At 64.1% G+C, this 17,303-nt stretch carries 14 protein-coding genes and 1 pseudogene; 6 read left to right on the forward strand and 9 right to left on the reverse strand.

The window, feature by feature from the left end; translation table 11 throughout:
- Positions 1-22 precede the first annotated feature (22 nt).
- Entirely contained in the window at positions 23-994 is a 972-nt protein-coding gene (locus ACQY6T_RS15780; protein WP_428632303.1) for a bile acid:sodium symporter family protein, read from the reverse strand.
- Between the two features lie 214 nt (positions 995-1,208).
- On the opposite strand from ACQY6T_RS15780, the gene ACQY6T_RS15785 reads away from it, so the two are divergent.
- Positions 1,209-1,859 carry a purine phosphorylase gene (locus ACQY6T_RS15785; protein ID WP_428632305.1) on the forward strand — a complete coding sequence of 217 codons (651 nt, stop codon included), beginning with the start codon at positions 1,209-1,211 and terminating at the stop codon, positions 1,857-1,859.
- Between the two features lie 286 nt (positions 1,860-2,145).
- On the opposite strand, the gene ACQY6T_RS15790 is transcribed toward ACQY6T_RS15785, so the two are convergent.
- Genes ACQY6T_RS15790 through ACQY6T_RS15800 form a run of 3 tightly spaced genes read right to left on the reverse strand, consistent with a single transcriptional unit; the run spans position 2,146 to position 5,175 of the window.
- Complete coding sequence (locus ACQY6T_RS15790) at positions 2,146-3,153, reverse strand: cytochrome d ubiquinol oxidase subunit II (protein ID WP_428632307.1); 1,008 nt, start codon at positions 3,151-3,153, stop codon at positions 2,146-2,148.
- Positions 3,150-4,541, reverse strand: coding sequence for a cytochrome ubiquinol oxidase subunit I (locus tag ACQY6T_RS15795; protein WP_428632309.1), 1,392 nt, complete (start codon positions 4,539-4,541; stop codon positions 3,150-3,152). The genes ACQY6T_RS15790 and ACQY6T_RS15795 overlap by 4 nt, the downstream gene beginning before the upstream one ends.
- Positions 4,528-5,175 (reverse strand): GbsR/MarR family transcriptional regulator, encoded by a 648-nt coding sequence (locus ACQY6T_RS15800; RefSeq protein ID WP_428632311.1) that lies wholly within the window; start codon positions 5,173-5,175, stop codon positions 4,528-4,530. The genes ACQY6T_RS15795 and ACQY6T_RS15800 overlap by 14 nt, the downstream gene beginning before the upstream one ends.
- Before the next feature lie 186 nt (positions 5,176-5,361).
- Here ACQY6T_RS15800 and typA point away from each other — a divergent pair.
- From typA to ACQY6T_RS15815, 3 genes and pseudogenes are all read left to right on the forward strand, one after another.
- Positions 5,362-7,193, forward strand: a pseudogene (typA, locus tag ACQY6T_RS15805) (translational GTPase TypA).
- 222 nt (positions 7,194-7,415) lie between these two features.
- Entirely contained in the window at positions 7,416-9,029 is a 1,614-nt protein-coding gene (locus ACQY6T_RS15810) for an NAD(P)/FAD-dependent oxidoreductase (RefSeq protein ID WP_428632313.1), read from the forward strand.
- Entirely contained in the window at positions 9,026-9,577 is a 552-nt protein-coding gene (locus tag ACQY6T_RS15815; RefSeq protein ID WP_428632315.1) for an rRNA large subunit pseudouridine synthase E, read from the forward strand. The genes ACQY6T_RS15810 and ACQY6T_RS15815 overlap by 4 nt, the downstream gene beginning before the upstream one ends.
- On the opposite strand, the gene ACQY6T_RS15820 is transcribed toward ACQY6T_RS15815, so the two are convergent.
- Genes ACQY6T_RS15820 through dcm form a run of 3 tightly spaced genes read right to left on the reverse strand, consistent with a single transcriptional unit; the run spans position 9,574 to position 12,497 of the window.
- Entirely contained in the window at positions 9,574-10,791 is a 1,218-nt protein-coding gene (locus ACQY6T_RS15820) for a type II restriction endonuclease (RefSeq protein ID WP_428632316.1), read from the reverse strand. The genes ACQY6T_RS15815 and ACQY6T_RS15820 overlap by 4 nt on opposite strands.
- Positions 10,792-10,795: 4 nt before the next feature.
- Positions 10,796-11,239 carry a very short patch repair endonuclease gene (locus ACQY6T_RS15825; RefSeq protein WP_428632318.1) on the reverse strand — a complete coding sequence of 148 codons (444 nt, stop codon included), beginning with the start codon at positions 11,237-11,239 and terminating at the stop codon, positions 10,796-10,798.
- The gene (gene dcm / locus ACQY6T_RS15830; RefSeq protein ID WP_428632320.1) at positions 11,232-12,497 is read right to left on the reverse strand and encodes a DNA (cytosine-5-)-methyltransferase; all 1,266 of its coding nucleotides are present in this window, start codon (positions 12,495-12,497) and stop codon (positions 11,232-11,234) included. The genes ACQY6T_RS15825 and dcm overlap by 8 nt, the downstream gene beginning before the upstream one ends.
- A gap of 140 nt (positions 12,498-12,637) precedes the next feature.
- Here dcm and ACQY6T_RS15835 point away from each other — a divergent pair, with 140 nt between their 5' ends.
- Positions 12,638-13,708: a hypothetical protein gene (locus ACQY6T_RS15835; protein WP_428632322.1), complete on the forward strand. Its 1,071-nt coding sequence runs from the start codon at positions 12,638-12,640 to the stop codon at positions 13,706-13,708.
- Positions 13,709-13,820: 112 nt separating this feature from the next.
- Positions 13,821-14,276: a hemerythrin domain-containing protein gene (locus ACQY6T_RS15840; protein WP_428632324.1), complete on the forward strand. Its 456-nt coding sequence runs from the start codon at positions 13,821-13,823 to the stop codon at positions 14,274-14,276.
- Here the strand turns inward: ACQY6T_RS15840 and ACQY6T_RS15845 are convergent.
- Together ACQY6T_RS15845 and ACQY6T_RS15850 are read right to left on the reverse strand one after the other, a co-directional pair.
- On the reverse strand, positions 14,259-15,911 hold the full coding sequence (locus ACQY6T_RS15845; protein WP_428632327.1) for a ShlB/FhaC/HecB family hemolysin secretion/activation protein: 1,653 nt from the start codon (positions 15,909-15,911) through the stop codon (positions 14,259-14,261). The two genes, ACQY6T_RS15840 and ACQY6T_RS15845, sit on opposite strands and share 18 nt — an antisense overlap.
- A gap of 11 nt (positions 15,912-15,922) precedes the next feature.
- Positions 15,923-16,873, reverse strand: a complete 951-nt coding sequence (locus ACQY6T_RS15850; protein WP_428632328.1) for a hypothetical protein — start codon at positions 16,871-16,873, stop codon at positions 15,923-15,925.
- Between the last annotated feature and the right edge of the window lie 430 nt (positions 16,874-17,303).

Below are 17,303 nucleotides of genomic sequence, written 5' to 3' on the forward strand. Positions count from 1 at the left end.
CTATATGGCACGCGGACCTGTGTTATTCAAGCACCACACCATGTGCAGGCCGATTCAGCACCGGCGCGATCCACGCCGAGATGATCAGTTGCGCCATATGATAGACGAGGATCGGGACCAGCACCATGCCGGCAATCGCGGGCGGAAACAGCGTCGCGGCGAGCGGCGCGCCGACCGCGATGCTTTTCTGTGCGCCTGAAAACAGCAGCGTGATACGATCGGGGCGGGCGAGGCCGAGCAGGCGGCCGAATAGCCATGCGCCGCCGAACGACAGCATCAGCAGGGCCACGACGGCGGCAAAGACCACGCCGATCTCGCGCCCGTCGAGCTGGTCCCATATCCCCGCCACCACCGCCGCCGAAAAGGCGACATAGACCGCGACGGCGATCGCCGTGCGGTCCATGATCGTCGCCAGCCCCTTGTGCGCGAGCACCCATGGGCGCAACCAGCGCTGGACGAACTGGCCCGCGATGAAGGGCAATAGCAGGATGGCGACGATACGCAGCGCCGCCTCGCCATGGATCGCCCCCGCACTGCCCGCGAGCGCGGCGAACAGCAAAGGCGACGCGATCACGCCCGACAGGTTGAGCAGCGCGGCGGCGACGACGCTCGCCGCGACATTGCCTCCGGCCAGGCTGCTCGCGGCGGTCGCCGACTGGACGGTCGAGGGCAGGATGCCAAGGAACAGGAAACCGAGCGCCAGTGTGGCGGGCAGCAAGGGCGCCGTGGCCAGCTGGGCACCAAGGCCGAGCAGCGCCATCGCACCGAAGCAGAAGAGGAAAGCGCTGCCCTGCAATTTCCAGTTGCGGATGCCGTGCAGCACTTCATGGCGTGGCAGGCGGACGCCGTTCAGGAAAAACAGCAAGACGATCGCCGCGGTCGACACCCCCTGCGCGACCGGAACCGCCGCGCCGCGCACCGGCAACAGGCTGGCGAGCAGGATCGTCGCGAGCAATATGGGGACGAAGCGGTCGGGAAAGATGCGGGCGAGCATGGATGGGAGCGATGGCGGGGTGATGGTGGTTTGGCAAGCCGCCAAGATCCTCCCCATCGACTTGCGATGGGGAGGTGGCAGCGCGAAGTGCTGACGGAAGGGCTTTGGCGCACCGTTGCCGCCCCTCCACAATCGCCTCCGGCGACGGTCCCCCTCCCCATCGCAAGTCGATGGGGAGGATTGGCTATTCCGCAAGCGCCGCTAAACACACCCCATGCCCAACCTCCTGATCCTCGCCGCCCTCCCCGAAGAGGCCGAAGCCCTCTTCCCCGGCACCGGCACCCGCGACGATGGCCCGATTCCCATCCGCCGCCTCGCCGCCCACAACCATAACCTCACCATCGCCACCACCGGCCTCGGCAAGGTCAACGCGGCGCTTGCCGCCGGCTTGCTCGGGGCCGATGCCGATATGCTCCTGATGACCGGCACCTGCGGTGCGCTCGGCGCGGCACTCGGCGCCTACTGGCTCGCCGAGGCCATCCAGCACGACTATGGCGCCGCCCACCCCGGCGCCTTCCGTCGCTACCGTGCGGGCGACTGGCCGATGGGCGAAGCCGGCGAGGCGCATTTCACCGCGATGCCCGATCCGGGCCTCGGCCTGCCCCACGCGCGGATTGCCAGCGGCGACAGCTTCGTCGCCTGCCCCGCTGCTGCGGCAGACCTGCAATCGCTCGGCGCGACGCTCGTCGATATGGAAGTCGGGGCAGTGGCGCAGGCCGCGGGGCGGCTTGGGCTACCATGGGCGGCGATCAAGGCGGTGACCGACGAGGCGAACGACGCCAGCGGCGGCGATTTCCAGGCCAACCTGATCCGCGCCGCGCGAACGGCGGCGCAAGAGGTCGAGCGGCTGGTTGCGATGCTTTAACCGCCCGCTCCCCCAAACCGTCACCCCGGGCTTGACCCGGGGCCTGCCTGTTTTGCAGCGAAAGGCGGATCCCGGATCAAGTCCGGGATGACGAGGGCCTGAAAACGACCGAAAGCCGATACCACCTATCTCGTCACCCTGAACTTGTTTCAGGGTCCATGGCCTGCCGTATCCTTTGGCGCAGCGCTCCATTAGCGGTCAGGCCATGGATGCTGAAACAAGTTCAGCATGACGAGGTTTGAACGTCTGCTTCCCACCCCAAAACAGACGGGCGTCAGGTCGCCTCTCACTCATAACTCAAATGCGTCGCCTTCCCGCGGAAAATCCAGTGCGACAGGATCGAATATCCCAAAATCACCGGCAGCACGAACAGCGCCCCGATCAGGATGATGCTCAGCGATTCTGGGCTCGCCGCTGCCTGCCAGATGTCGAGCCGGTCGGCGATCAGATAGGGGTAGAAGCTGTACGCGATGCCGACGAAGCCCAGCGCGAAGAGGATGCCCGCGGTCGCCAGCGGCACCCACGACAGCTCGTCCTTCGCCCGCAACGGGCGGCGCAGGAAGATCGCGAGGCCGATGAACAAAGTCGCGGCGGCGATCGGGATCGGCAGCAGCGCGATGATCTCGGGCAGGCGGAACCACCGGTCGAAGATGCGCTCCGACAACAACGGCGTCGCGATCGAGATGATCGCCATCGCCAGCGCGGTTGCCCACAGGCTGATTTCGGCCCAGCGCACCGCGCGCTTCTGCAAATCGCCTTCGACCTTGTAGATCAGCCAGCAGGCGCCGACGAAGACATAGCCCGCGACCAGCCCCAAGGCCGCGAGCAGGCAGAAGAGTACCGACGCCAGGCTCTGGTCGAACCCGAGCACATAGGCGCCGAGCATATAGCCCTGGCACAGCGCGGTGAGCAACGATCCGGCAAAAAAGGCATGGTCCCAGCGGTGCTTGTGCTCGGGCGCCGCCTTGGCGCGAAACTCGAAACTTACCCCGCGCAGGATCAGCGCGACGAGCATCAGCACGACGGGCAAATAAAGCTGCGTCAAAATCAGCCCATGCGCGGTCGGAAAGGCGACGAGCAGCAGCCCGATGCCGAGCACCAGCCACGTCTCGTTGGCGTCCCAGAACGGCCCGATCGACGCCACCATCAAATCGCGGTTCTCGTCCTTTTCGAGCCGCGTCAGCATGCCGACGCCCAGATCATAACCGTCGAGGATGACATACAGCAGGATCGACAGCCCCATCAGCCCGGCAAAGATGACGGGCAGCCACCAGGGATCGACGAACGGCGTCATGGTTTGACCTCCTCTTCGACCGGCGCGGCCGGCCCGGGCGCGACGCTGGGCAGCGGGAACATCGCCTTGTCGTCGGGCGCCGCCTTGCCCAGCCGGGCGAGGCGATAGAGCACCGCGATATAAGCTATGAGCAGCACCGCATAGACGACCAGATACAGCGTCAGTGAACTCGCGACCATCGCGCTGCCGACCGGCCCGACCGCATCCTTCGTGCGCAAGATCCCGGTGACGAGCCAAGGCTGGCGCCCGATTTCGGTGACATACCAGCCCGCGAGCGTCGCCGCCCAACCGCTGAAGGTCATCGCCACGAGTCCATACGCCAACCAGCGCGGCATCGCGTCGACCCCGCGCCGCCGGATCGTCCATGCCGCGAACCACGACAGCGCCAGCATCAACATCCCGATGCCGACCATCACGCGGAAACCCCAGAACAAAGGTCCGACCGGCGGATGATTGCCCTCATAATCGTTCAGTCCCGGCACGACGCCATCGGCGTGATGCTTCAGGATCAGGCTGGCGCCCGACGGGATGGCAACTTCCAGATGGTTGGTGCGCGCTTTCTGGTCGGGGATCGCGAACAGGATCAGCGGCACATGGCTGCGCGTTTCCCAATTCGCCTCCATCGCTGCGATCTTCTGCGGTTGATGCTCCAGCGTATTGAGCCCGTGCATGTCGCCGACGAAAATTTGCACCGGGATCAGCAGCGCCGCCGCATACACCGCCGCTTTCAACGTCCGCCGCACGCCTTCGCCGCCGCCGTCCTTCAACCAGCGCCACGCCGACATCCCCGCAATCAGGAACGACACGGTCAGCGCCGATGCGATCAGCATATGCGTCAGCCGGTATGGCATCGACGGGTTGAAGATGATCGCCCACCAGTCGGTCGCATGGACGACGCCGTCGCGAATCTCATATCCGACCGGGGTCTGCATCCAGCTGTTGAGCGCGATGATCCAGAAGGCCGACAGCGTCGTGCCGCCCGCCACCAGCATCGTCGCCATCGTGTGGACCCAGTTCGGCACCCGGCTGAACCCGAACAGCATGATCCCCAGGAACACCGCTTCGAGGAAAAAGGCGGTGAGCACTTCATAGGCGAGCAGCGGCCCCGCGATATTGCCGACCTTTTCCATATAGCCGGGCCAGTTGGTGCCGAACTGGAAACTCATCGTGATGCCGGAGACGACCCCCATCGCAAAGCTCAGTGCGAACACCTTCACCCACAGGCGGTACGCGTCCATCCACGCGCCGTCTTTCGTCCGATTATACGCGAGCTTGAAGCCGAGCAGCGCCCAGCCGAGCGCGATCGTGATCGTCGGGAACAATATGTGGAAACTGATGTTCGCGGCAAACTGGATGCGCGCGAGGATCAGCGGATCAACTGCGTCCATTGTCGTTCTCCGTCGCCGCCATGGTCTTGCTGCGCCCCAGCATCCGGTCCTTGAACTCGAGCGCTTTGACCACCCGCTCGCCGAGCCGCAGCAGCTGGAGCAGCCGTTCGTTATCGAGCCGCCGCATTTCGGCATACCAGTCGGTGAGCAGTTCGATCTGTTCGTGCATCGCGCCGATGCGCTCCTGCGCGAAACGATCCGACGCGTCGGTCGCCGGCTCCATCAACAGGGTGCGCAGCGTCGTCAGCGTCGGGTCGATCTCGCGCTTCTTGCGCTCTTCGACCAGGGTACGGAAAATCGCCCACACGTCGCGCGGGGTTTCATAATAGTCGCGGCGGTCGCCGGGGACGTGGCGGAGCTGGACGAGGTTCCAGCTCGCCAGCTCCTTCAGCCCCATCGACACGCTGCCGCGCGACAGGCTCAGCGCCTCGCTGATCTCCTCGGCATGGCGCGGCGCATCGGCGAGGAACAGCATCGCATAGATTTGCCCTACGGTGCGGTTGATCCCCCAGCGACTCCCCATCTCGCCGAAATGCAGGACGAACGCCTGCGCAAGCGGGGAGAGCCGGAACGGCGGAGATGGCGGAGTCGCCGAGGGATCGGGGGGAGAAACGGGGGCGGGGGACATATCCATATCCACGCCATACGCTTTCATTTCTGAAGTTTCAATAATTATTGAAACTTATGATACCAGCGACGCGCTACGCGACACTTTCGCCAACATCGGCAATCATGTTGCGCCGCAGCACCCATTCTGTTAGGGGCGCGGCGTTTCGCGGCGCTTCGGGCGCTGCCCCCTTCCATCAAGGTTCGTTTCCGCATGTCTCTGCGCAATATTGCCATTATCGCACACGTCGATCATGGAAAAACCACTCTCGTCGACCAGCTGTTCCGCCAGTCGGGTACCTTCCGCGAAAACCAGCGCGTCGAGGAACGCTCGATGGATTCGGGCGATCTGGAAAAGGAACGCGGGATCACGATCCTGGCGAAGTGCACCAGCGTCGAGTGGGGCGAAGGCGCCGACCTGACGCGCATCAACATCGTCGATACCCCGGGCCACGCCGATTTCGGTGGTGAGGTCGAGCGGATCCTGAGCATGGTCGACGGCGTCATCCTGCTCGTCGACGCCGCCGAAGGCCCGATGCCGCAGACCAAGTTTGTCACCGGCAAGGCGCTCGCGCTCGGCCTCAAGCCGATCGTCGTCGTCAACAAGGTCGATCGCAGCGACGCGCGTGCCGCCGAAGTGCTCGACGAAGTGTTCGAACTGTTCCTGACCCTCGAGGCCAATGACGAACAGCTTGATTTCCCGATCCTTTATGCCTCGGGCCGCGGCGGTTACGCCTCGGAAGACCCCGAAGCGCGCGAAGGCACGCTCGAGCCGTTGTTCAAGACGATCGTCTCGCACGTGCCGACCCCGGGCCTGCCCGAAGACGGCCCGTTCTCGTTTCTCGCCACCCTGCTCGACCGCGACAATTTCATCGGCCGCGTCCTCACCGGCCGCGTCCAGTCGGGGACGATCAAGGTCAACCAGCCGATCCACGCGCTCGACATGGACGGCAAGATCATCGAAACCGGCCGCGCGTCGAAACTGCTCGCGTTCCGCGGGCTCGAGCGCGTCCCGGTCGAAGAAGCGCGCGCGGGTGACATCGTCGCCATCGCGGGGCTGTCGCAGGCGACTGTTGCCAACACGATCGCCGACATCAGTGTGACCGAACCGATCGCCGCGCAGCCGATCGATCCGCCGACGCTGTCGATGCGCTTTGCGGTCAATGATTCGCCGATGGCGGGCCGCGAAGGCAGCAAGGTCACCAGCCGCATGATCCGCGACCGCCTGATGCGCGAAAGCGAAACCAACGTCGCGATCCGCGTCACCGAAAGCGCCGACAAGGACAGCTTTGAAGTCGCCGGCCGCGGCGAGCTTCAGCTCGGCGTGCTGATCGAAACGATGCGCCGCGAAGGCTTTGAACTCGGGATCAGCCGCCCGCGGGTGCTGTTCGGCGAAGACGAGAATGGCAAGCGCACCGAACCCTATGAAACCGTACTCATCGACGTCGATGACGAACATAGCGGCACGGTCGTCGAGAAGATGCAGGTCCGCAAGGCCGAACTGACCGACATGCGTCCGTCGGGCGGCGGCAAGACGCGCATCACCTTTTCCGGCCCCTCGCGCGGCCTGATCGGCTATCATGGCGAATTCCTGTCCGACACGCGCGGCACCGGGATCATGAACCGGTTGTTCGAAAAATACGGCCCGCACAAAGGCCAGATCGCCGGGCGCCAGAACGGCGTGCTGATCAGCAACGGCCCCGGCGAGGCCAACGCCTATGCGCTCGGCCCGCTCGAAGAACGCGGCATCCTGTTCGTGTCCCCGGCGAGGCGCTGTACGAGGGCATGATCATCGGCGAGAATGCCAAGCCCGACGACCTCGAGGTCAACCCGATGAAGTCGAAGCAGCTGACCAACTTCCGCGTCAGCGGCAAGGACGACGCGATCCGCCTGACCCCGCCGAAGCGCATGACGCTGGAGCAGGCGATCGCGTATATCGACGACGACGAAATGGTCGAAGTGACCCCGAAGAACATCCGCCTGCGCAAGGCGCTGCTCGACCCGAACGAACGCAAGAAAGCGTCGCGCAGCAAGCAAGCGGCATAAGGAAAAGGGCGGCGGCCAGCACTGGCCGCCGCCTTTTCTTTTCGAGCAGCGTCGTGCTTTAAATCTGGTCCGCACCCTCTGGTTCCGTTCGCGTCGAGCGAAGTCGAGACGCCGTGCAGGACTGAGGGGCGTCTCGACTTCGCTCGACGCGAACGGGTCATATCTGATGCGCGGTTATCTAGTGCGATTGGCGCACCGGCGAATGCGAGCTAAAGGCGTCCCATGCTTCGCCTGACCGAACTCACGCTACCGCTGCACCACGCAGACGAAGAGCTGCCTGCCGCGATCTGCAAGCGGCTGCGTATCACCCCGCGCGAACTGGTTCGCCATGTCGTCGCGCGCCGCGCGCACGATGCGCGCGACAAGAGCAACATCCAGCTGGTCTATTCGGTCGATGTGAATGTGAAGGACGAGGGCGCGGTGCTCGCGCGCTTTCGCAAGGACCGCAATGTCCAGCAGACCCCGAACACCGCGTATAAATTCATCACGCAAGCGCCGAAGGGGGTCAAACGGCCGGTCGTTGTCGGCGCGGGGCCGTGCGGGCTGTTCGTCGGGCTGATCCTGGCGCAAATGGGGTTCCGCCCGATCATCCTCGACCGCGGCAAGGTCGTGCGCGAGCGCACCAAGGACACATGGGATCTGTGGCGGCGCGGTGTGCTCCACCCCGAATCGAACGTCCAGTTCGGCGAGGGTGGCGCAGGCACGTTTTCCGACGGCAAGCTCTACAGCCGGATCAAGGACCCGCGGCATCTCGACCGCAAGGTGCTGACCGAATTCGTGAAAGCCGGCGCGCCGCCCGAAATCCTGACCGAGGCGCACCCGCATATCGGCACCTTCCGGCTGGTGACGATGGTCGAAAGCCTGCGCGCGACGATCGAGGGGCTGGGCGGCGAATATCGCTGGCAGCACAAGGTCGACGGGCTCGATATCGTCACCGACGGGGCGGGCGAACGCCGCGTCCGGGGCGTGAACCTGAGCAATGGTGAGTATATCGAGGCCGACCGCGTCATCCTCGCCGTCGGCCACAGCGCGCGCGACACCTTTGCGATGCTCCACGCCGCGGGCGTCCATGTCGAGGCGAAGCCCTTTTCGATCGGCGTCCGCATCGAACATCCGCAATCGTGGATCGACACCTCGCGCTTCGGCGCCGATGCGGGCAACCCGATCCTCGGCGCCGCCGAATATCATATCTCGCACCACTGCAAGAACGGCCGCACCGTCTATAGTTTCTGCATGTGTCCCGGCGGCACCGTCGTCGCCGCGACCTCCGAAGAAGGCCGCGTCGCGACCAACGGCATGAGCCAATATTCGCGCAACGAGCGCAACGCCAATTCGGGCTTCGTCGTCGCGATCGACCCCGAACGCGACTATCCCGGCGATCCGCTCGCGGGCCTCGCCTTTCAGCGCCACTGGGAATCGCTCGCCTTTGTCGCGGGCGGATCGAATTACAAAGCGCCCGCGCAGCGCGTCGGCGATTTCCTCGCGGGCCGCCCGTCGACCGTGCTCGGCAGCGTGGTGCCGTCGTATCGCCCTGGCGTGACGCCGACCGACCTTGCGGCGTGCCTGCCCGATTTCGCGGTCGAGGCGATGCGCGAGGCGATCCCGGTGTTCGGACGCCAGATCGCGGGATACGACCATCCCGACGTGGTGATGACCGGGGTCGAGACGCGCACCTCGTCGCCCGTGCGCTTCACCCGCGGCGAGGATTTTCAGAGCCTGAACACTGCGGGGCTTTTTCCGGCGGGCGAGGGCGCGGGCTATGCCGGGGGCATTTTGTCGGCGGCAGTCGACGGCATCAATGTTGCCGAGGCGGTCGCGCGGAGTTTGATGCCATGACGGTGATCCTGTTCAACAAGCCGTGGGGCGTGCTCAGCCAGTTCACCGACCGCGGCACGCCGGAGGCGCGCGCGACCTTGTCCGACTATATCGACGTCCCCGGCGTCTATCCGGCGGGGCGGCTCGACCGCGACAGCGAGGGCCTGCTGATCCTGACCGACGACGGCGCGCTGCAGGCGCGCATTTCGTCGCCGAAGCACAAGACCCCCAAAACCTATCTGGCGCAGGTCGAGGGCGAGCCCGACGACGCCGCGCTCGACGCGCTGCGCCGCGGCGTTACGCTCAACGACGGCCTGACGCGCCCCGCGACCGTGTGCCTAATCGACCCGCCCCAGCTGTGGGACCGCGACCCGCCGGTGCGATACCGCAAGAGCGTCCCCGACTCATGGCTCGAACTGACGATCACCGAAGGCCGCAACCGCCAAGTCCGCCGCATGACCGCCGCCGTCGGCTATCCGACGCTGCGGCTAGTGCGGTGGCGCATCGGGGGGTGGGAGATTGGGGATTTGGCGATGGGGGAGTGGCGGGAGGCTGTGCCGAGTTCTTAGCTCTGTCTGGACTGAACGAGGCGAATAAAGTCGGAGACATCCATAAGCCAAGCCTGCTGTTCCGGTTTATATGTTGCGTGAAGATCACGAGGCAAAACCAATTGCAATTGCTTGGCCTGCATTTCCGCCGTCTGCTTCAGCGAGATGCCGGGTTCAAAAGTCAGAAGGTGCTTGACTTGGATGCGCTCGGCTTCCGAAAGCACTTGGCGCCAGCGCTCCTTGAGTGTCGATTTGGCTCCCAGCATAGTAAGGCGATTAACATCGAAAGTGGGATCGGCATATTGAGTCGCGCCGGGAAACAGGAAATCGGGTTTGTTCCCGTTTTCGGTGACGGCGCCGCGTGAATGGTTGATCCCAAAGGCGATCAGCAGTGCTTCGATATGGCTTTCCAGTGCCAAACCTGCGCGGGATTTGCGGCGATTCTGTACGCTTAGAGAAAAAGCAATAAAGCCTTCAACATCCTCTCCATCACTGTTCTGGAAGCCAGTGCGCAGCCGTTCGGCTACAATCTTGCGCTCGAGGCGCCGGAACAGTTGGTCCTCCCTTTCCATCCATTTCATGAGCGCCAAGTCAGGCGCATCTTGAATAAATGGCAATGCGAGGGACGAGCGGGCGAGATCGGAGAGCATCCGTGCCTTTGGCATCAGAAGGCCAAAGGGAGCTATCAGCCGGTCCAGATCGGAACCTTCCGGCTCCTCCGGGTCAATATCCAGAGCTTCGAGAATGAAGCGCGCTACAAAATCGAGCGCCGCATCGGAATTTCCGCCGACGGACTGATAGCTGAACTGAAATTCGGACTGAACATCAACGCCGAACAACCAAAGCAACTGGTTGTACATCGTGCTGTCGCTCGGCGTTATGATCACCAGGCAGCCTTCTGCCTTGCGTTTTGCGAGGAAGAAAGCGTCGCCTTCGTCCATCATCGCCGTCACATCATTGGTGGAGTAATAGAGACGGTATTCCGATCGGGTTGGATGTTTCCGACGGGCGTCGTACCAAGTTACAAAACCTTCGGCTTCGACCGCTTCCTGCTCGTGTCCGATCCAGATAAACTTGGTAGCGATGTCTTTCAGATCGTCTTCGCCTAGCAGTTTTTTCAGCTCAGTGGATGCATTGAACTCGTGCTGGTTCGAAGTTGCAGGCCGCGTTTCAACGGCGCTTAGTCGCTTGACGGCGATGCCGGAAAAATATTCTGAAAGGTGCCCCCGTTCCATCGCCCTATTCGTGCGCTGGAACCGCCTTGGCGGTCAACCAGTTCCTGCAGCGCTGCAAAACAGATTCAATTTCTTCCGCCGGGCGGCCTTTGATTTCGCATTCCCAGATGGAGAGTACGCGCCACCCGGCTTCGTCGAGTTTTCGTAGCGCGGTTGCATCACGTTTTTTGTTCGCAGCGATTTTGTCCCGCCAGAATTCGGTCCGCGTCGAAGGCAATTTGAAAAGGCGACAGTCGTGGCCGTGCCAGAAGCAGCCATTCACGAATATCGCTGCCCGCCATTTCGGGAAAACCAAGTCCGGTTTCCCCGGCAGTCGCTTGTCGTGGACGAGAAAGCGAAGGCCCAAGCGATGAAGTCCCCTTCGGATGATCATTTCCGGCTTGGTATCCTTACCCCGGATGCCGGCCATCATACGGCTACGCACTTCCGGAGTAACAACGTCAGCCATTAGCTTCCGCCATCGCACGACCCTGCTGAAAATCGGCCGCGGGAACTTCTTCCGGCACCTCTCTGCGGTTGGACAGCGCTGCGGCGAGATACGGCTTCATGGCATTGGCCAAGAACTCAACCACCGGAACAACGACCGCATTTCCGAACTGGCGATATGCCTGAGTATCAGACACACCAATTTTCCATGTTCGTTCGCCGCGCTCAAAGCCCATCAACCGGGCACATTCCGTCGGCGTCAGTCGACGAGGACGTTCTCCAGGCTGATCCACAAGGATTTCTGAGCCGTCCTTGTAATAGCGCGCCGACAAGGTGCGAGTGACATCGTTTGGACCGAAAAGGCTATATCCGAAGCCATTGCCCTTTGAATTATGCTTCTCCTTATATTTCTGGAGATATTCCCAGAGTCGGGGCGTCAGCGTGTATTTCGGCTCAACATCTTCGTGGCGATCCAGAATGCTGCCGAGCTTCGGTCCGTCGGCGGCGTCGGGGAGTTCCAAGCCTAGCAGATCGAAATCAGTCTTCTCTCTGAAGCCTATAATGAAGATGCGCTCTCTTTTTTGCGGGACCCAAGGTGCCGAACTGATTACGCGCTTCTGCACATGATATTTCAGCTCGTTTTCCAGCACATTCATGATCGTCCGGAATGTCTTGCCGCCGTCGTGACTTTCCAGATTTTTCACATTTTCCAGCACAAATGCCTTGGGTCTGTGATGCTTGATGATCTCGGCGGTATCGTAAAATAGAGTTCCTTGCGTATCGCACAGAAAGCCGTGAGGACGGCCAAGCGCATTCTTCTTCGATACTCCGGCAATGGAAAAAGGCTGGCAAGGGAAACCGGCAAGCAAAAGGTCATGCTCGGGGATCAGGTCCGGATTTTCCGAGAACTGCCGAACATCGCCGTGCAATTCATGATTGTCTCTGAAATTTTTCCGATATGTTTCCTGCGCATTCTTGTCCCATTCGGACGTGAAAACGCAGTGGCCGCCAATGCCCTGAAATCCGATCCTTAGCCCGCCAATTCCGGCGAAAAGATCAATGAAACGAAAGGAAAGATCACCGGCCGAAGCTTCTTGAACCGGTTTAGGCTTGAGACTGTCGATCATTTCCAGCGAGCGATAGATATGCGCCTTTGGGACCGTTTCGCCCCGCTCCCAGCGATAGACGGTGCTAACGTCGCATTCCAGTTCCTGCGCCACCTCATCGACCGACATACCGAGGCGCTGCCGAAACTCATGGAAAGACAGGTTTTCGGTCATGCTTTACTCCTCTGGGTCGATTTTTGGCAAAATGCCAGGAAGAGTCCCAGAGTGCAAGAACAAAATGTAAACAAAACCCCTTTCCTACATTCTCCCACCACGTCATATCCTGTCCGGTTTGGCAGACAGGAGGGCATATCATGCAGAACCGGACACCGATCGCGGCGGAGGCTCGGCCGCCGCTTCCCGACTTTACGCCGGTGCCGCGCAAATATCGGCACGACGGGTGGACGCCCGAGCGGCAGAAGGCGTTTATCGCGGCGCTCGCCGATACGGGGTCGGTCAACCGCGCGGCCGCGATGGTCAATATGGCGCAGACGAACTGCTATACGCTGCGGCGTGCGCCGGGGGCGGAGAGCTTTCGGCGGGCGTGGGAGGCGGCGCTCGATTTCGGGGTCGCGCGGCTGAAGGATATCGCGTTCGAACGCGCGATCGACGGCTATCTGGATCCGGTGTTCGTCGGCGGCAAATTGCTGGGGTTTCGGCGGCGGCACAATGACGCGCTGCTGATGTTCTGCCTGCGCCATTATGGGCAGGATGCGGGCGGCAAGCGGACGACGATCAACTATTTCTCGACGCGGGCGAGTGCGGGGGCGGTGGCTTCGGGCGGGGGTGCCGGGGCGATGGGTGTCTCGGCCGCCTCGACAGGCTCGCGACAGGCTTCGCTCGACACGAACGGATCAGCGAGTGTGGCCGAGGCATCGACGACGACGGTGCGGACGGTGATCCATGGCGGGGCGGCGGCCGGACTCGGTTCGGCGGGGACGCAGGACGAGGCCGCAGCGGTGGTCGAAGGTTTCGACGGGACGGCGCTCGACGCCCAGGCGGAGGCCGAGATCGGCGCGGCGCTGCTTGCGCTCGCCGAGCGGCAGCGCGCGGTCGATGCCGCGGTGGCGGACGGCGGGGTCGAGGCGATCGCGCTGCAGCTCGACGATCCGGGGGTCGGACTGGTGCGGATCGGTAAACAGGCGATCCCCTTTCATGGGCCGCTGCAGCCGTATGAGGGGTTGGCCGATGCCGAACCGGCGCTGCGGATTGCGGGCGAGGCCGACTGGGTAGAAGCGGGGGGTGATATTCCCGAGGGCTATCGCGAATGGATCGAGGCGGCCGAGGCGCGCGGCGAGCGGGTGCCGGCGGTGCCGCTGGCGCCGCCCGCGGGCGCAATCGCCGCGGTGCGCAAGCGGCCGTCGCGGCGGCGAAAAATGGCTTAGGCCGCCATCGCGCCGTATCGCGGCGCCGGATATCGGCTAATGCGCGTTTACCGTCTTTTCATGCCGCGCCCATAGGGCAGGTCTGAAGGGACCGTTTATGGAGAGGCGCATCATGCCCATCGGTCCTGAAATGCGGCGGCTGCGCGCCGAGCATGACGCGCTGTCGACGCTGTCGCAGCTGTTGGCCGGACTGATCCGGGCGGCCGAACCGCCGCGCCCGACCGAGCTGGCATCGGTGCGCGGGATGCTGCGCGACACGCTGCTGCGCCATTTGAAATGCGAGGACTGGATCCTCTACCCGCGGCTGAAAGCGAGCGGCAATGCCGCGATCGTGACCATGGCGTCCGAATTCGTCCACGAGATGGGCCATATCGCCGAGGATTTCGCGGCCTATGACGCGCGCTGGACCGCCGCGTCGATCGCCGACGACTGGCCGGGGTTTTGCCGCGAGACCGAGGTCGTGCTCAACGTGCTGGGGATGCGGATCGAGCGCGAGAATTGCGACCTGTATCCGGTCGCCGAACAGCTCGATTTTGCCGTGCCGGGCGAGCTATGGGCGGATCGATAATTTCCAGCTGAGCGCGACGCGCCACCCCTGATCGAACCCGGGGGCGGGCTGTTTCCACGCATCGGCAAATTCGACCCCGACGGTGGCGTTGTCGGCATAGGACAGACGGACGCCGCCGCCCCAGCTGCCGAGCTGGAAATCGGTGCGCGGGGTTATGGGGCGGGCGAGCAGGGTGACGTCGGCATAATCGGCGAAACTGTACAGCTCGCTTTTCGCCAGCCTGCCGGTGCGCAGCGGGCGCCACGCGAGTTCGCCGAAGGTCGCAAAGCCGCGGTCGCCGTTGACCAGCCCATCGTCGAAGGCGCGGCCGAAGGTGGCGCCGCCGACGCTGAACCGCTGCGCCGCGGGCAGCCGGTCGCGGGTCCAGCGTCCGGTCGCGGCGGCGCGGAGCACCGCGACCTTGCCGATCGCCTGGTTCGCCTCGACCCCGGCGTCGGCGTAAAGAAAGCCGACCTCTCCGGCGGTGGGATCGACGCGCGCGCCTGCAAAATCGAGCCCTTTCGCGGCGCCGATGCGGGCGCCGATCACGGTGCGATCCTCGCTGAGGCGAAAGGCGAGGCTGCCGCTGGCGGTCCAGGTCTTCTCGGCGGCGATCGTCGAGCCGAACAGGGCGTTCTTGGAATCGAGATGGTCGAGCCGCGCCGCGAGGGTGACGTTGCGCCGCGTTGCGCGGACCAGCGGATGGGTGACGCCGACCCCCGCGCTCCACGCCTCGCCATCGATCGCCAGCCCGCGCGGCCGGGTGCGCAGCGCGGCGCCCGAAATTTCGGCGCGGGTGCCATTGGCGCCGATCGGGGTCGCATGGCTGGCCGACAGATAGAGCAGGGATTTGAGGTTCACCGCCGCGGCGCCGGAGAGCCGGGTTTCGTCGCCGCTGCGCAGCAGGCTGGTGCCGCGGGCGTTGGCTTCGACGATGCCGTCGTTGATAAACGGGCTGGTGCGCGTGGTGAAGCCCAGGCCGAGTGTTGGCTTTTTGGCATCGATCGCCAGGTCGAGCGCGACCGCGCCCTGCTCGCCGCCGAGCGCGAGCGACGGGGTGACGGTGACGCCGGGCAGGTCGCCGATATTGCCGAGGACGCGTTCAAATCGCGCGCGCGGCAACGGGTGCTGGCCGGGCAGGCCGCGCGCCATTTTGGCGATCAGCGGCGCGGGACCGCCGGTGCTTTCGCCGCTGAACGTGACGGTGCCGATATAGCCCTCGGCCGAAGCGACGGTGACGATGCCGCCCGACAGATCCTGTTCGGGGATGACGAGGGTGAACAGCGCGACGCTGGACCGGCCATAGGCGCGGGTCATCGCGGCGGCGAGCTTGGCCAGATTGTCCGCCGAGGCGGGTTTGCCGACGAACCGCTGCGCGGCGCGGCCGACGTTCGCGGGAACACCCGCCCCGATAAAGCGGATTTCGCGGATGACGACGTCGGGACGCGCGCCCAGCTCGACCTTGCCGAGCGAAAGGCGCTGGACCTCGGGATCGGGAAGCGGGGTTCGGTCGTCGCGATTGGGCGCCAGCGGTGGGCGGCCATCGAGCGGAGACGCCGCGGGTTGAGCGGCCCAGGTTGCAATCGGGAGCGCCGCGGCGGAGAGGAGCAAGGCTCCTGCCACCGCCGCGGTGCAGCTTTGGCGCCAATGGCGCATTCGCGGCGGTATCAGTTGCCGCCCTTTGGCTTGAGCCCGCCCAACACGCCGCCGACGGTGCCAGTGACACCCGAGACGACGCCGGTGACGGGATTAGCTGCGGTGCCGCCGCCGATCGTGCCACCGGTCACGCCGCCCGTGACCTGGCTTAGCGCGCCAGTCGTCGTGCCGACGACATTGCTGACCAGCGCAACGGGCGATCCGACCGGCGAGCCGCCGGGGTTGCCGCCGGTCAGGCCGCCGGTGACGCCGCCGAGCAGATTGCCGCCGGTGCCGGGTTGCAGCGTGACCAGCTGGCCCGCCGAACCGACGCCGACGGTCAGCAGGCTGCCGCTTTGCTGGCCGGGCGACAGGATGCTCGCGCCGAGCAGCGGCGACGCGCCGAAGCTGCCCAGCGCAGTGGCCTTGCCGATCGTCGCGGTGATCAGCTGGCCGGGCGCGGCGGTCAGGCCATCGACCAGATATTGCTGGCCGTTACCGGTCTGGACCAGCGAAACGCCGGTCGCCTTCACCACGCCGATCACGGTGCCGACAATGTTGGCGCCGCCGGGCACGCGCCCGTCGACGGCGTTGGCGAGCAGCAGCCCCCGGTCGGCGATGACATTGACGAGGCCGCCCGATTTGACGAGCACACCACCGATGACGGGGTTGACGTTGTTGATGTCGCCAGTGTTCGCCAGCAAGCCGGTCCCCGCGACGCCGCCGGGGCCGACCAGGCCGCCGACCGCGAGCGCGCCCGCATTGCCGAGGCCAAGGCTGCTGCCGGCTGGACCCGCGGGACCCGCCGGACCCGCCGCGCCGGTCGCACCTGCCGGACCGGCTGGCCCAGCCGCGCCGGTGGCACCGGTCGCGCCGACGCTGCCGATGCGGGTACTGCCCGACGATTCGCAGGCTGCCAGCGCGAAACACGCGGGGATGAGGATGAGATGGGCTGGGCGAAATTCAAGACGAGAGAAAGACATAGAAATCTCCTTCGGCTGTAACTGGTCCCTGCTTTCATAATAGATTTTGTAGAAGAAAGTTCCGCTTTATCAGATGGTTAAAATGAAATTCATGTCTTTGTTAACTATCTGGACGGGCGAAATTTTGGGCGTTTCCGCCCAGAAAAAACATGCTCGTTAACCGTGTTTCCGTCGGAACAGTTGGCTCCAACCGGCGGGCGCTGAGCAAATATGTGCCATATTGGGACAATTTTCGGGGCGACCGTTCCCACCGGTTAATTTGCCCAAACGAGGGCCGTGATCGCGAGTCGCAAATGGCAAGCGAAGCAATCCTCGACGGGATGTCCGGGGGTTCCACTCGACGATGCGGCCTTTGGCGCAAGCGCGCCGGTGTTGACGCGGATCTTTCTTGCTTATGTCATCGCCCTGTCACGCCTTCGCCGCTGCACCG

It is taken from the genome of Sphingopyxis sp. (assembly GCF_965279725.1).
GTDB lineage: Bacteria > Pseudomonadota > Alphaproteobacteria > Sphingomonadales > Sphingomonadaceae > Sphingopyxis.